Source organism: Mycobacterium sp. OTB74, assembly GCF_029892685.1.
GTDB lineage: Bacteria > Actinomycetota > Actinomycetes > Mycobacteriales > Mycobacteriaceae > Mycobacterium.
In genome coordinates this window covers 14,937-28,926 of sequence record NZ_JARXVD010000002.1, presented here as the reverse complement: position 1 = coordinate 28,926, position 13,990 = coordinate 14,937, and the positions used below count along the sequence as shown (strand labels likewise).

Sequence of the window (13,990 nt, the reverse complement as noted above, 5' to 3'; positions counted from 1 at the left end):
CTCAGGGCGGTGATTCGTGGTCGTAGATAGTCCGACACGCAACGTGGGCCTTTCCGATGCCGATGTTGCGGAGCGGGTCCGGCAGGGGCAGACCAACAACGTACCCAGTCGCGCGGCCCGCAGTGTCAAGGACATCATCCGGTCCAACGTGTTCACCAGGATCAACGCAATCCTGGGCGCACTTTTTCTCATCGTGCTGATCACCGGCTCGATGATCAATGGCCTGTTCGGGCTGCTGATCATCGCCAACAGCGCGATCGGCATCATCCAGGAGCTGCGGGCCAAGCAGACGCTGGACAAGCTGGCCATCGTTGGGCAGGCAAAACCATTGGTGCGCCGGCAGTCCGGAACCCAGGCCAGGGCACCCGGCGAGGTGGTGCTGGACGACGTCATCGAACTCGGGCCGGGTGACCAGATCGTTGTCGATGGAGTCATCATCGAGGCGGCCAATCTCGAGATCGACGAATCGCTGCTCACCGGTGAGGCCGACGCGATCGACAAGAATGCCGGCGACCCTGTCATGTCGGGCAGTTTCGTGGTGGCGGGAACCGGGGCCTACCGGGCCACCAAGGTCGGGCGCGAGGCGTATGCCGCCCAATTGGCCGACGAAGCAAGCAAATTCACCCTGGTCAAGTCCGAACTGCGCAGTGGTATCAACACCATCCTGCGGTTCATCACCTACCTGCTCTGGCCGGCCGGCGCGCTGATCATCTATACCCAGCTGTTCACCACAACCGGCGTGAGCTGGCGGGAGTCAGTGCTGCGTGCGGTCGGCGCCTTGGTGCCGATGGTGCCCGAGGGTCTGGTCCTGATGACCTCGCTGGCTTTCGCGGTCGGGGTGATCCGGCTGGGCCGGCGCCAATGTCTGGTACAGGAACTGCCGGCCATCGAGGGGCTGGCCCGCGTCGACGTGGTGTGCACTGACAAGACCGGGACCCTGACCGAAAACGGTATGCGGGTAAGCGATCTCACCACCTTCACGAATGATCCGGCTGCCGATGTGCTGGCCCAGATGGCCGCCGATGACGCCCGGCCCAACGCCAGCATGGCCGCAATTGAGGAGGCCTACAAGCTGCCGCCGGGCTGGACTCAAACCGCCACCGCGCCGTTCAAGTCGGCTACCAAGTGGAGCGGGGTCTCCTATGGCGAGCACGGCAACTGGGTCCTGGGCGCGCCCGACGTGCTTTTGACACCCGGTTCGGCCGAGGCTGAACAGGCCGAGCGGATCGGTGCGCAGGGGCTGCGGGTGCTGCTGCTGGGCTCGTCGGATCGGTCAGTGGATGCCGCTGATGCGCCCGGGCACGTCACCCCGGTGGCGTTGGTGACGCTGGAGCAGCGGGTCCGGCCGGACGCCTGCCAGACTCTGGAATACTTTGCCGAACAAAAGGTTTCGGTGAAAGTAATCTCCGGTGACAACGCGGTGTCGGTGGGTGCCGTCGCCGGGTCGCTGGGGCTGCACGGTGAGGCTCTGGACGCCCGCCAACTCCCCACGGATCCCGAACAGTTGGCCGAGACCCTCAGTGAATACACCACGTTCGGCAGGGTGCGCCCGGATCAGAAGCGAGCCATGGTGCATGCGTTGCAGTCTCGCGGCCACACCGTCGCGATGACCGGTGACGGCGTCAACGATGTGCTGGCGCTCAAGGACGCCGACATCGGCGTGGCGATGGGGTCGGGCAGTTCAGCCGCCCGGTCGGTTGCGCAGATCGTGTTGTTGGACAACAAGTTCGCCACTCTGCCGTATGTGGTGGGGGAGGGTCGCCGGGTCATCGGCAACATCGAGCGGGTATCCAACCTGTTTTTGACCAAGACGGTCTATTCGGTGCTGCTGGCGATTCTGGTTGGGCTGGCCGGACTTTCGGCGAAGTTCTTCCATACCGAGCCGGTGCTGTATCCGTTCCAGCCCATCCATGCCACCATCGCGGCCTGGTTCACCATCGGTATCCCGGCGTTCATCCTGTCGCTGGCACCCAACAACGAACGGGCGCATACCGGCTTTGTGCGGCGGGTGATGACAGCGGCGTTGCCGTCCGGACTGGTGGTCGGCACCGCCACGTTCATTTCGTATCTGATTGCCTACCACGGCAAATCAGCCGACCCCGTCCAGCAGGTGCAAGCATCGACGTCAGCACTGATCACCCTGCTCGTAACCGCGGTGTGGGTGCTGGCCGTGGTGGCGCGGCCGTATCAGTGGTGGCGAGTGGCATTGGTGTCCGTGTCAGGGTTGGCCTACTTGGTGATTTTTTCGATTCCTTGGGCGCAGCGGGAATTCATGCTCGACCCGTCGAATGTGGCGTTGACGTCGGCTGCTCTGGGGATCGGGTTGGTAGGTGCCGGCGCCATCGAGGCGCTGTGGTGGTGGCAGGGCAGGGTACTGGGCGAACCCCGTCAGTTGTGGCGAACCGACTAGCGGAGAAGAATAAGCGCGTTCGGTTTGTAAATCCGGCTACAGAAAGGGTGGGAACCATGGGTTTTCTGGACAAGGTGAAGGGCCTGCTGTCGCAGAACTCCGACGCGGTAAACACGGCCATCGACAAGGCCGGTGACGTCGTCGACGAGAAGACTGAAGGCAAGTACAAGGGCGTCGTTGACTCTGCTCAAGAAGCCGCCAAGAAGGCGGTCGGGGGGAACCAAGAGCCCCCAGCGCCCCCGGCGCCTCAAGCCCCGCCAGCGCAGTAGTACATGGCGAAGCTGTCAAATTCCATCGATGTTCCGTTGTCGCCCGATGAAGCCTGGGCGGCGGCCTCTGATCTATCCCGGTTCAAGGAGTGGCTGAGCATCCACCGGGTGTGGCGCAGCGTGCTACCCGAGACGTTGGAGAAGGGCACCAAAATCTCCTCTATCGTCGAGGTCAAAGGCATGATGAACCGGATCAACTGGACCATCGTGAATTACAAGCCGCCGGAGTCGTTGACGCTCAACGGTGACGGCAAAGGCGGCGTGAAGGTCAAACTGCTGGCCAAGATCAAACCCACCGCCACGGGTTCGATGGTGGTGTTCGACGTCCACCTGGGCGGTCCGGCGCTGTTCGGCCCCATCGGCATGGTGGTGGCGGCCGCATTGCGCAGCGACATCGCGCAGTCGTTGGAGCAGTTCAAGGCGGTGTTCGCACCGGTCTGAATCGCTGCGATGGGTTCGCGATGAGTTTTCGGCGGGGTGGTTGTCTACACAGATGACCACCCCGTTACTCGTATAGGGAGAAGATCATGACTACTCGTACCGTCACCCCGCTGGGCGCTCCGGTCTGGACCGACCTCGCCACCTCGGATCTCACACGCGCACAGGACTTTTACCGCAGCGTGTTCGGCTGGGACTATGAAAACCCCGGCCCCGATTACGGCGGTTACATCAATGCCCGGCGTGACGGTCACTACGTCGGCGGTCTGATGGCCAGTGACCCGGCGTGGAACGCGCCAGATGCTTGGACGGTGTACCTGCACACCGCTGATATCCAGGCCACCATCGAAGCAGCGGTAGCCGCTGGGGCCACCAATTGCATACCGGCGATGGAGGTTCCAGAGAAGGGGTGGATGGCCATGCTCACCGACCCGACCGGTGCGTTTTTCGGGCTCTGGCAGCCGACCGGGCACCGGGGATTCGAAGCGTACGACGAGGCGGGTGCACCGACGTGGTTCCAGCTGACCACCACCGACTTCGCCGCGGCCACCGCGTTCTACACCAAGGTGTTCGGCTGGGAGCTGTCGGTGGAGGCTGACTCCGATGAATTCCGTTACAGCAATGCTGTTTTCGATGGGACCCCACTGATCGGCGTGATGGATGGCTCAGTCATCCCCGGGCTGGAAGGTTCTACTTGGACCGGCTTCTGGGGTAGCGACGACGTCGACAAGACCATCGAACTGGTCGCCGCCAATGGCGGCAGCGTGGTGCGCCCCGCTGAGGACACCCCGTATGGCCGGCTGGCGGCGGTCACCGACACGACCGGTGCTGCGTTCAACCTGCGAGGCTGAAGTCCGGCGCCCAAGGTGAAGAAGATGGCGAGGATCTGCGGATTCTTCGCCATCTTCGTCACATTGGGCTGCTTTTCACGTTTGGGCGCCGCCCTGTCAGCAGGGTCTTGACCAACTCCCGGTAGGGACCCACAAGATATGCCGTGTCCCCGGCGAGCATGCGGGCACCGCGCCGCGGATGCAGTTGGGTGGGTGTACCGGGCCGGGTTATCGCGATGACACGGGTCTGGGTCGGCATCTGTTCCATCCGCATGCCGTCCAGCACGCTGCCGGGCTCGATGTGCACACCGCCCACCATGAACGAGCGCTGCCCCACCGAGAAGGTGCCCAACACCTGCAGCCCCAGCGCGGCCCCGATGAACCACGGCGCGGCCAATTCGACGGTGGAGCGCACGTTGTCGAAGCCGAACCGTTGTGCGACAGCGGCGCCCAGGGTGCGGTCGTAGATGCGGAGCACCAGCGGCACTTCCGGTCGATGGATCTCGGGAAGCACTCGCGGGCTGAGCATTTCGCGCAGCACGATGCCGGTTTCGATGTTGACCATGTCGTCCTGGGTCAGCACCGCGATGGCTCGGGCCTCGTCGAGTCGGGCCATTTCCAAGGTCTGGCGCAGGGTGGCGTCGCCGAAGATCACGGGCACGTCCAGTTGGCCGACCTGCGATAGGAACCTGTTGCCCTCGTCGCGTTCGATCACCGCGACGTCGTAGCCCGCTGCGGTCAGGTCGTTGACCACTCGAATGCCGAACGAGCCCAGCCCGACGACGATGACGTGGTTGTGCAGGTGCTGGACGCGGCGCCGTCCGGCGTATTGGCTGAGGCGACGGGACAGCAGGGCGTCGGCTACGAACGCCACCAGGATGGCGGTTGTGGTGACGCCGGCGAACATCAGGCCGATACCCCACAGACGCAGCCAGGTTGGCTGCAGCAGAAAGCTGAAGTCGCCGTAGCCGACTGTCGCAATGGTTTCGGTGGAGAAGTACAACGCATCGATCCAGCTCATGCCACGCGGACTGTGATAAGCGAAGCGCAACAGGATGGTTGAGCCGATCAACAGGGTGGTCGAGGCGGCCAGGGCCCGATAGAACATCGGGTTCATGCTGTCGCGGGCGATGCGCACCGCGTCGATGGCGCGCCGTGGCCACGGATGTCGGTCGCGGCTGCGGGGTAGTGGACGCGGCACCCGGATCCCTGCGGCGGTCAACTCGTCGGCGGTGCCGATCATCGCGGTCCAGTCGCCCTCGTGGACAGCGAAATCCCTTCCAGGGCAGGGTACTACCTCGCCTGGACAGTCGGATTTCTCGCCCCGGATGACGGCGACCGGCGCTAGGTCGCCGAACATGTCGCGCAAGGTGGTGTCCTCAGGTGCCGAGGCACCGGAGATCACGAAATCCACGCCCGCCGCGGTGACGGTGTGAGTGGTGCGGGCTAGGCAGGCCTCCACCACCGACGGAGCGGCCAGGTCGGCGACGTCCAGCACCGCGCCGGGACCGTTGTCCTGCGCCACCGCCTCGCGCAGCACGCTGTTGGCCAGTCGGGTCACCACCCGCACGGTTGGGTTGAGTTCCCGCGCCAGTAGCGCGATTTCGAGATTCATGGCGTCGTCATCACCGGCACAGACGATGGCGTCGGCGGTGGTGATGCCTGCGCCCTCCAAGCCGGCGGGGTCGAGCAGCGGAACCACGGTGGCGCCGGCTGCCCACAGGCCTTCGGTGATGCGGTCTACGAGTGCGTCAGAACCGCAGACGATGGTGTGGCCGTCCATGAGCGCTAACGCTAAGGGCTGAGAGCGAAGTCGGCGAAGTCAAATCCCGGCACTACGACGCAACTGACCAGTGTGGGTTCGTCGTCTCGGGGCCTGGCCCGCTGCCAGTGGCCGGGTGGAACCAATAGCTGTGGCTCTTCACCCGCAGCGATGTCGGCGCCGAGCACCAGAGTGTCAGCGGTAGCTCGTTCAGGTCCGACCTCTAGCAACAGCGGACTGCCGCGGTGGAACAGCCATAGTTCCGTGCCGCGCACGGTGTGCCACGAGGATTGTTGGCCTGGCATGAGCAGAAACAGGATGGCGGTACCGGCGCTGCGTGGGCCGGGGTATTCCGGCGGCAGCGCAGCCCGTGGGACGTTGAGCGTGCTCCGCCAGGTCTCCCGGTACCAACCGCCTTCGGGGTGTGGGACCAGGTCGAGTCGCCGGGCCCAGTCGGGGAGATCGGTCATGGCAGTCCAGGTTACGACTGATTGAAGGCATGTTCGGCTGTGTTGATCACCAGAGCGGTCGATACGCTCATGCCGTGGAACGCCTACGGCCGGCCTGGATTGTTGCGCTGTGCGCGGCGGTGTTGCTGGTCAGTGCCTGGTTGCCCTGGCTGACCAGTTCAGCGGGGCGGGCTAACGCCATCGGCGGCAAGGTCGGTCACATCGCGGTGCCTCCGCCCGGGTTCGGGGTGGGGCAGCTGCTGGTGCTGCTGTCGTCGTGCCTGATCGTGGCCGCGGCGATGACCGCGCGCCGGTTGTCAGCGCGCATCGCGTCGATTGCGGCCCTCGTGCTTTCGCTGGGGCTGGCGGCGCTGGCGGCGTGGTATTACCGGCTGTACGTGCACGGTGCGGTATCTGCCGCGTACGGGTTGTATCTCGGGTTGTCCATGGCCGGGTTGGCCGTGGTGTTGTCTGTGCTGGCGATGGTGGTGGCCTGGAGCGCGCCCGTCGACCGGCATCCGCCGATAGGGGTGCGCTGATGGGCTTTGTCGAACCGGTGGTGTTGACCGGCGATCAATGGGTTTCGTTGGAACCCTTGACTGCTGACCATGTACCGGAGATCGCGGCCGCAGTTGCCGATGGTGAGACCGGCAGGTTGTGGTTCACGGTTGCGCCGTCGCCGACGACCGTCGCGGACTGGGTGGGCGCGCGGCTGGCCGCGCAGAGCCCGGTCACCGGCCTGACGTTCGTGGTGCGGTCCTTGGCCGGCGAAGTGATCGGCTCGTCGAGCTACATGAACGTGGACGGACCCAACCGGCGGCTGGAGATCGGGCACACTTGGTACGTCTCGTCGGTGCGGCGTACCGGAGTCAACACCGAGGCCAAGCTGCTGCTGCTGCGGCATGCCTTCGAGGTTCTGGGCTGCATCGCAGTGGAGTTCCGCACGCACTTCTTCAACTCAAAGAGCCGCGCGGCCATCGAGCGGTTGGGTGCCAAGCTGGACGGGGTGCTGCGGTCGCATCAAATATCGGCTGACGGGGTACGGCGCGACACCGCGGTGTATTCGATCCTGGATATCGAATGGCCCGCCGTACGCACCAACCTGGAGTTCCGGCTGGGACGGCTGTAGCGCAGTGTGTGCGTCAAGCCGGGGTGAACCGCACCCGGTACATGGTCGGCCAGTTCTTGCCCGTCAGCAGGAACTGATCGTCGTCCAGGCGGACGATGCCGTTGAGCACGTCGACATTGTTCGCATGGGGGGTATCCAGTAGGCCGTCGGCGTTCACCACGGCTTGCACCGACCCGGTGGTGGCGTCGATGCGGACGATGTGATTCGTGGGCCAGACATTGGCCCAGATTTCGTTACCGGAGCAGTCCAGACTGTTGATTCCGGGCAATTGAGTTCCGTTGTAGGTCACCGTCATTGACCCGGTTTCGGCCATGTCGTCGATGCGGTGGAAGTGCAGCTGTGCGGAGCCGTCGCTACGGATCAAGCGGTCGCCGTCTCGGCACAGTCCCCAGCCATCTCCTGAGAGCGGGACCTCACGTCGAACGGTGAAGGCCGCTTTGTCCCAGTCGATCGCAATGCCGTTCTGATAGGTCAGCTGCCAGATGTGGTCGCCGGCGTCGGCGATGCCCTCGCCGAAATACGTGGGCGGTAGTGCTGCCGCGCGCCGCAGCTGGCCGGAGGTGGCGTCGAGCTCACGCAACTGCGAACGCCCGAACTGACCGCTGCTCTCGTAGAGGCTGGTGCCATCGAGGAACAAGCCCTCGGTGAACGCTGCCGGGTCGTGGTACATGCGGTCCAACACGGTCGGGCGCAGTTGAGCGACCGGCGCGGGATCGGCCCACGCGCCCGGGGTCGCGATGCTCACGGCGAGCATCGCAGCCAACAGAACTCGGGGGCGCCACATTGCGGTGAACTTACACATAGAACCGGAGGCTCGCGATGGGGGTCGAGGTGATCGGCGGCGGGCGGCTGGGCGGGTCCTTCAGGGATGCTCGAGACTGGCTGTGAGGTCCGATCCGAGTGGGCGATAATGCGCGGGGAAGCTCAGCTGATTGGGTGAAATACCTGATTGGCGGCACGCTTAAAGGTGTGCTCATGTTTGCTGAATCTGTTCAGGTGGGCTGATCGACTGTTCAAGATTAGCCAGGCCGAAATTATTAGATAACAGTGCCGTAACAAACACTTGGCTTTATTTGCTTGCGGCAATGACCGGACACGCACCAGGCGCGTCGGGCCGCTAGGAAAGCCGAGGCATCGCATGGCACAACTGTCTCCCCTGAGGCCAGTCACCCTGTCTCCCAAAAGGATTGCAGCGGTCGCTGCAGCATCTGTATGCATGTTAGGAGCCGTGGAGTCCACACCGGCGCACGCAGATGTCGTCCCGATGGCGCCGCAGGTGTACACCAAGGTCAGCCGGGACGGTTGGCACATGCAGATCAAGATCTCTGATGAGTCGATCAACTCGGTGCCCAACCTGGCGGCAGCGGTCAACTCCCGGGAGGGCTTCGTGACGGCATCGGGGACCGCAACCGCGACCGGTGGGTCGAGCCCCATCACCGACAGTATCTTCATTCTGGGATACCAGTTGGGTTGCCAGTCGGACGTGTCCACCGGTCTGCAGCTCGGTGGCACCGCGGGTGTGGCACCTGCGGCCTCGATCGGTAGCACCACGGCCATCGGTGGCACGGCCGGTATCGCGGGCTTCGTTCAGACGGTGGTCCAGCCCGGCGTGATCGTCGACCTGCCGTTGGCGAACATGTCGCTCGATGACAGTGGCACGGCGATGCTCGACATCGACAACATCCACATCAAGGCGGACGCCTGTGGTGGTGACGTGAACATTCGTTCGTACGCGTACCTGCGGATCTCGACGGCCAAGGAGCACACGGAGTTCGCCATCTACGGTGATCCGAGCAAGATCTGACGCGGATCTCAGAGAGGCGAATAATCATGTCGCTTAAAGGAATAAGGCCTAAGGTGCTGGGGGTGATCCTCGGTTTGGTGGGGTTGCCGCTGGCGCCTGGCATTGCCGAGGCACAGCCGGCGATACCGCCGGTGCTGCCATGGATGCCGGGGCCGCCGGTGCCGGTCAACGCCACGCCGGGTAGCTACACCTTCGCGCCCAACATCATCGCGGTCCCGCCGCCGGCGGGCTACGACGCGCGTGGAGTCCGGGCGGCGGTGACCAGTGATCCGTCGGCTGCGGCTAGTGGTTTGCCGGGTAGTGCGTTGGGGCTCAGTCCGAACAAGGCCAATGCCCTGACCTCCAGTAGCTCGCGCTATCGGATCGGGGCCGGCCTGGTTCCCAATCCGTCGCTGCCGACGGTCAACCCGGGTATGAACATCGGGGCGGGTATGGAGGCTCCTGTGTTGGAGGATCCGGGCGGCGCGGCGCCGAAGACGGCTCCGGGCGCAGAGTCCTCTGTACCGACCAACGCACCTGCGGTACCGGGCCAGCCGGCGCCGAACCTGGAGGCCGCCAGTGGTACCCAGGCCCCGGCGACACCGTCGCCGACTCCGACCCCGGCATCAGGTCCGCCGCCGGTGGAGGTGCCGGCCGCCTCGTGAGTCAATTCGTGAGGCGCCGATTCGGGCTGGTCGGCTCTGTGGCGGTATGTACCGTCCTCATCGCCGGTTGCTCGGGCAACCAGAGCGGCTCGCCGACGGCAGCGTCGCCGTCGTCGAGCTCGCCAGCTGCCAGCACGTCGGCGGCAGCGGCCGGGCCGTGCACATTACCGCATTTCGGGTTTCTGGTCGAGTGGCGGCACGAGCCGGGCAAGCCCGACCGTGCCTATCGCGTCAGTGACGTAGATGCCACGAAATGTGAGCCTACGCTGAACAATTGGACGGAAGGCCTGTCCGACGGCCCGGGTGTGTGCTACATGATCGGTTGGGATTCGGAAAATGCCGGCTACAACGTCAACCAGATCCCGGCGCTGCCGTTGAAAAGGGCGATGGACAAAATCGGCGGCGGCTGTTGACCTGCGAACGAATAGGAGACGGGATGCTCAAAGTTAGTGTCAGAACAGGTTTCGCGATCGCGGCGGCCTTGGCGACGTCCTGTCTGGTTGTTGCACCCGCCTCGGCGCGGCCGAGCACCGATGTCCCGCAAGCACCGGCGCAAAGCTGCTCGGAGTCGATCATGAGTCCGGGCACGTCGGCAGCCTTCATTCCGGTCCCCGGTGATCCCACCGCCTACCAGAAGTGCGGGCCTGCCGGCCCGGTGGGCATCAAGCACTGCGCGACCGGTTCCTCGTTCGATACTTCGACGAACTACTGTGTCGCGCAACAAGGTTCTTCAGCAGCAACCCTCGGCGTTGATGCGGTGTGGCAGGAGGGCGACGGCTCCGACTGCACGTCCGGTTGCCCGCCCAAGCCCATCAAGGTGCGGCTGACCTACAGCGGCAGCAGCGTCGGCATGGCGTCGGTCACCCTGTCTGATCCCGCGGCACCGGGCAATTCGTGGGGCGGATCGGCGACCGCGCTCACCGGTGACGGTGATACCCACTCGGTTGTGATCACCACCAACAAACTGGTCCCGACCGCGGCGGACTGGGTGCTCAAGCCCGGCGCTTCCGTGGCAGTGCTGGCGTACCTGACCGACGGTAAGGCCAACCCGGACGGTAACCCGCCGGTGGCGGTGGCGACGCTGGCCCAGACCGTAACGGCCACAACCAAACCCACGGGGTCTGGTGCCGCAACCACGTAAGGAAGGTCCCTGTGTAACCGCAGCGGACCACGGCTCTCGGATCAGGCCAGCTGGGTCAGATTGTTGTCCACCCAGCTGGCGCCGGGAGCGATGTAAAGCTCGTGTAGGTCGCCGTCGGTGCCGACGAAGTTGACGTGCTGGCTGCCGTCGGTGCCCCAATAGCCGTGCAGCGCACTGTCATCCACGGCCGGCGCGACCGCTTTCGCCAACGCTGTGAGATCGTTGTCGATCCAGTTGGCGCCCGCGGCACCGGGGTGGTTATACAGCTCATGAACATGGCCGTCGACGCCGAAGAAGTTGACGTGCACGCTGCCGTCGTTGCCCGCGTAAAGATCAAGCGCCCCAACGATGTTGGGTGCGACGGCGTGTGTGCCTGCTGTCAGGTCGTGGTCGACCCAGCCGGGGCCGCCGGGATAGATGAACATCTCATGGATGTGCCCATCTGCGCCCACGTAGTACACGTTCTGGCTGCTGTCGGCGTTCCATATAGCGACTATGGCCCCGTTGACAATTGGGGTGGTCGTCGCATTCGACAACTTCGTCAGGTCGTTGTCGACCCAGCCCGCGGTGCCGGGTGCCATGCAGAGCTCGTGCAGGTGGCAGTCGGTGCCTAGGAAGAAGACGTGCTGGCTGCTATTGGTGCCCCAGTAGCTTCCTAGCGCGGTGTTCTGGTGCGGCGGAACGGCACCCGCCAGCGCAGTGAGATCGTTGTCGGTCCAGCCGGTCGGGCTGGCGCCGGCGGCCCGGTACAGCTCGTGAATATGGTTGTCGGATCCGACGTAGTTGACGTGCTGACTTTGGTCGGTGCCGTAGTAACTGTGCAGACCTCTGCTGACCTTGGGCACGATCCCGTCTGCCAACGAGGTCAGATCATCCCAGACCCAGCCGGGAGCGCCTGGGAAGATCCGGAGCTGGTAGACGTGGTTGTCGATGTCGGCGCCGAAATGGAAGATATGCATACTGTCGTCGCGCCAGTATCCGCTTAGCCCGGACTGGAGGGCGGGCGGTTCGGCGGCCGCCAGTTTGGTCAGGTCATTGTCCACCCAGCCGGTGCCGGGAGCGATATAGAGCTCGTGCACATGGCCGTCTAGGCCGATGAAGTTGACGTGCTGACTGGTGTTGCTGCCCCAGTAGCCAATGAGGGCCGTGCCTGTTTCAGGTTTGATCGCGGCCACATCGTTGCCTTTCATCAGTCTGGCGAGACAGCTCGAATTGGACACCGATGGACCCGGCAGGAGCAAGTTTGCGGTCCGGCGAGTGGACCAGCCTATTGCCTAAAGCGCCAGCGTGGACGCCCAATGGGCTGGGCGCGGAAGCGCCCTCTGCAACTGAATGCTGACGTGAAGCCTGGGCGGGCGCCTTGGACTGCCGATCGACCGCGGATTCTTGATCACTGAAGAGGTGCGTAGCGATGCTGACACAGTTGTTTGTGCTGGGAACGGACGGCAATCTCTGGTTGGAATTCGCGCAGGATGGAACGTGGGGCCAGCCGCCGCGTCAGCACGTCGACGGGAACGTCGCGGCATTCCAGCCGATCGACAGCTACTCCGCATTCGTGCTGGGGACCGACGGCAATCTCTGGTACGAGTACACCGACAGCGCCCAGGGTTGGGGACCTGGCGTGCCGCCGAAGCGTGAGCTGGTCGACGGTCACGTGGGTGCGTTTCAGGTGTCACCGAACATGTCAGCAGCGTATGTGCTGGGAACGGACGGCAATCTCTGGTTGGAATTCGCGCAGGACGGCGAGTGGGGGCACCCGCCGCGCCAGCACGTCGACGGCAGTGTCGCGGCATTCCAAGTCAATAACGTGACGATCAACGGGTTCAACATGTTCAACGCGTACGTGCTGGGCAAGGACGGCAATCTTTGGTACGAGTACACGACCAGTGCGCAGGGTTGGGGGCCGGAGGTACCGCCGAAGCGTGAGCTGGTCGACGGTCACGTCGCCGCGTTTGAGGTACTGTCCGCCACGGGTTCGAGCGGCAAAGGCGCACTCTTGGTACTGGGTGACGACGGCAATCTCTGGTTCGAGAATCAGCCGCGGCAGATCGGGAACAGCTGGGGACAAGTGCCCCCACGTGGGCGCGAGCAGGTCGACGGCCACGTGGCGAGGTTTCAGGCGATGACCTCTGCAGCTGTCTATGTGCTGGGCACCGACGGCAACCTCTGGTACGAGTACACAAAAGCCGAGGGGTGGGGATCGGAACCAGAGGGACCGGGGATACCACCGACACGCCAGCAGGTCGACGGCCACGTCGCCGCGTTTCAGGGTTTGTCAGCCACCGAAGCCCTGGTGTTGGGTACCGACGGGAACCTCTGGCACGAGTCCGCGTCGCAGTTCGGCGATTGGGGATCCACCGGGTTCGGTCCAGGCGTACCGCCGCAGGGGCGACAGCAGATCGACGGCGACGTTCAGACGTGGGCGCTTGTCCCGTAACGGAAGTTGACGGCGCGGGGCGTCGTCAATTCCTTCATCGCAGTACCCGCTGCGCTGCGGCACCACAGGGGAAGCCGGCGGCGCTGTCCGCCCAGTGCCGAACCACCGGGATCAAGGACGGTCTGTAGGCGATCACTGCGGCGGCGATGATTACGCCCATGTCGTGCTGAGAGTTTCGCTCCTCGCCTGCGTTGACTATTGAGCCCACACTGGCGTCGTTCTGCGGGGAAGCGCTCAGTTGGTCCACGAGGTCATGGGCATAAGAGACCATCGCCTCGGGAGCGCGGTAGGACACCCCGTTCTGGTCGAGCAACTGCAGATAGCTCGCGTCGGCCTGGTTGGCGGGGGCCGCGGGCGCCAGCGCAGGAGCGCCGGCCATCAGGCTCAGTACCGCCATCAGCAGCACTACCGCCCACTTCAGAGTCTTCATGATGTTCTCTTCCACGATTGCGCTTGCTCATCGTGCTGCACTCGCGCCCATCGCACTCACCGGGCCCTTGTGCTCCAACAACAACCATGCCATCACCGGGCCCGATGGCACAGGCCCGTCATCATGGGGCTCGTGCTGGTCTGGTTTGGCGCAATGTATGCAGCCGATGACGGGAATCGGCACCGACCTCGTGAATCTCGTCTGCCGAACTGTGCGCCCGGCAGGATTCGAAACAGCGCGGTGCTAC

16 protein-coding genes are annotated in these 13,990 nt (G+C 64.3%); 11 read left to right on the top strand and 5 right to left on the bottom strand.

Going from position 1 to position 13,990, the window contains the following annotated elements; all coding sequences use genetic code 11:
- Positions 1 to 43 precede the first annotated feature (43 nt).
- From M2432_RS03245 to M2432_RS03230, 4 genes are all read left to right on the top strand, one after another.
- Positions 44 to 2,410: an HAD-IC family P-type ATPase gene (locus M2432_RS03245; RefSeq protein WP_280825331.1), complete on the top strand. Its 2,367-nt coding sequence runs from the start codon at positions 44 to 46 to the stop codon at positions 2,408 to 2,410.
- Between the two features lie 56 nt (positions 2,411 to 2,466).
- Positions 2,467 to 2,679 (top strand): antitoxin, encoded by a 213-nt coding sequence (locus M2432_RS03240; protein ID WP_280825330.1) that lies wholly within the window; start codon positions 2,467 to 2,469, stop codon positions 2,677 to 2,679.
- Positions 2,680 to 2,682: 3 nt separating this feature from the next.
- Entirely contained in the window at positions 2,683 to 3,120 is a 438-nt protein-coding gene (locus tag M2432_RS03235; RefSeq protein WP_280825329.1) for an SRPBCC family protein, read from the top strand.
- A gap of 86 nt (positions 3,121 to 3,206) precedes the next feature.
- Positions 3,207 to 3,968, top strand: a complete 762-nt coding sequence (locus M2432_RS03230) for a VOC family protein (RefSeq protein WP_280825328.1) — start codon at positions 3,207 to 3,209, stop codon at positions 3,966 to 3,968.
- Between the two features lie 58 nt (positions 3,969 to 4,026).
- Here the strand turns inward: M2432_RS03230 and M2432_RS03225 are convergent, their stop codons facing one another.
- Positions 4,027 to 5,730 (bottom strand): NAD-binding protein, encoded by a 1,704-nt coding sequence (locus M2432_RS03225; protein WP_280825327.1) that lies wholly within the window; start codon positions 5,728 to 5,730, stop codon positions 4,027 to 4,029.
- An 11-nt stretch (positions 5,731 to 5,741) separates the two neighbouring features.
- A complete protein-coding gene (locus M2432_RS03220; RefSeq protein ID WP_280825326.1) occupies positions 5,742 to 6,179 on the bottom strand; it encodes a cupin domain-containing protein in 438 nt (145 codons plus the stop codon).
- A gap of 74 nt (positions 6,180 to 6,253) precedes the next feature.
- Between M2432_RS03220 and M2432_RS03215 the strand changes: the two genes are divergently transcribed.
- Both M2432_RS03215 and M2432_RS03210 read left to right on the top strand, forming a co-directional pair.
- A complete protein-coding gene (locus M2432_RS03215; RefSeq protein ID WP_280825325.1) occupies positions 6,254 to 6,697 on the top strand; it encodes a hypothetical protein in 444 nt (147 codons plus the stop codon).
- On the top strand, positions 6,694 to 7,287 hold the full coding sequence (locus tag M2432_RS03210) for a GNAT family N-acetyltransferase (protein WP_280825725.1): 594 nt from the start codon (positions 6,694 to 6,696) through the stop codon (positions 7,285 to 7,287). The genes M2432_RS03215 and M2432_RS03210 overlap by 4 nt, the downstream gene beginning before the upstream one ends.
- A gap of 13 nt (positions 7,288 to 7,300) precedes the next feature.
- On the opposite strand, the gene M2432_RS03205 is transcribed toward M2432_RS03210, so the two are convergent.
- Positions 7,301 to 8,041 carry a glutaminyl-peptide cyclotransferase gene (locus M2432_RS03205; RefSeq protein ID WP_280825724.1) on the bottom strand — a complete coding sequence of 247 codons (741 nt, stop codon included), beginning with the start codon at positions 8,039 to 8,041 and terminating at the stop codon, positions 7,301 to 7,303.
- Positions 8,042 to 8,503: 462 nt separating this feature from the next.
- Between M2432_RS03205 and M2432_RS03200 the strand changes: the two genes are divergently transcribed.
- The 4 genes from M2432_RS03200 to M2432_RS03185 all read left to right on the top strand — a co-directional run bounded on the left by M2432_RS03200 (position 8,504) and on the right by M2432_RS03185 (position 10,876).
- Positions 8,504 to 9,091, top strand: a complete 588-nt coding sequence (locus tag M2432_RS03200) for an MspA family porin (protein ID WP_280825324.1) — start codon at positions 8,504 to 8,506, stop codon at positions 9,089 to 9,091.
- A gap of 62 nt (positions 9,092 to 9,153) precedes the next feature.
- Positions 9,154 to 9,735 carry a hypothetical protein gene (locus M2432_RS03195; RefSeq protein ID WP_280825323.1) on the top strand — a complete coding sequence of 194 codons (582 nt, stop codon included), beginning with the start codon at positions 9,154 to 9,156 and terminating at the stop codon, positions 9,733 to 9,735.
- On the top strand, positions 9,732 to 10,148 hold the full coding sequence (locus M2432_RS03190) for a hypothetical protein (RefSeq protein WP_280825322.1): 417 nt from the start codon (positions 9,732 to 9,734) through the stop codon (positions 10,146 to 10,148). Before M2432_RS03195 ends, M2432_RS03190 begins: the two co-directional genes overlap by 4 nt.
- 161 nt (positions 10,149 to 10,309) lie before the next feature.
- Complete coding sequence (locus tag M2432_RS03185) at positions 10,310 to 10,876, top strand: hypothetical protein (protein WP_280825321.1); 567 nt, start codon at positions 10,310 to 10,312, stop codon at positions 10,874 to 10,876.
- Between the two features lie 41 nt (positions 10,877 to 10,917).
- Here M2432_RS03185 and M2432_RS03180 read toward each other — a convergent pair whose 3' ends face one another.
- Complete coding sequence (locus M2432_RS03180; RefSeq protein WP_280825320.1) at positions 10,918 to 12,066, bottom strand: hypothetical protein; 1,149 nt, start codon at positions 12,064 to 12,066, stop codon at positions 10,918 to 10,920.
- A 221-nt stretch (positions 12,067 to 12,287) separates the two neighbouring features.
- Between M2432_RS03180 and M2432_RS03175 the strand changes: the two genes are divergently transcribed.
- Positions 12,288 to 13,313, top strand: a complete 1,026-nt coding sequence (locus M2432_RS03175) for a hypothetical protein (RefSeq protein ID WP_280825319.1) — start codon at positions 12,288 to 12,290, stop codon at positions 13,311 to 13,313.
- A gap of 34 nt (positions 13,314 to 13,347) precedes the next feature.
- Here the strand turns inward: M2432_RS03175 and M2432_RS03170 are convergent, their stop codons facing one another.
- Positions 13,348 to 13,743, bottom strand: a complete 396-nt coding sequence (locus tag M2432_RS03170) for a DUF732 domain-containing protein (protein ID WP_280825318.1) — start codon at positions 13,741 to 13,743, stop codon at positions 13,348 to 13,350.
- Positions 13,744 to 13,990: the final 247 nt, after the last annotated feature.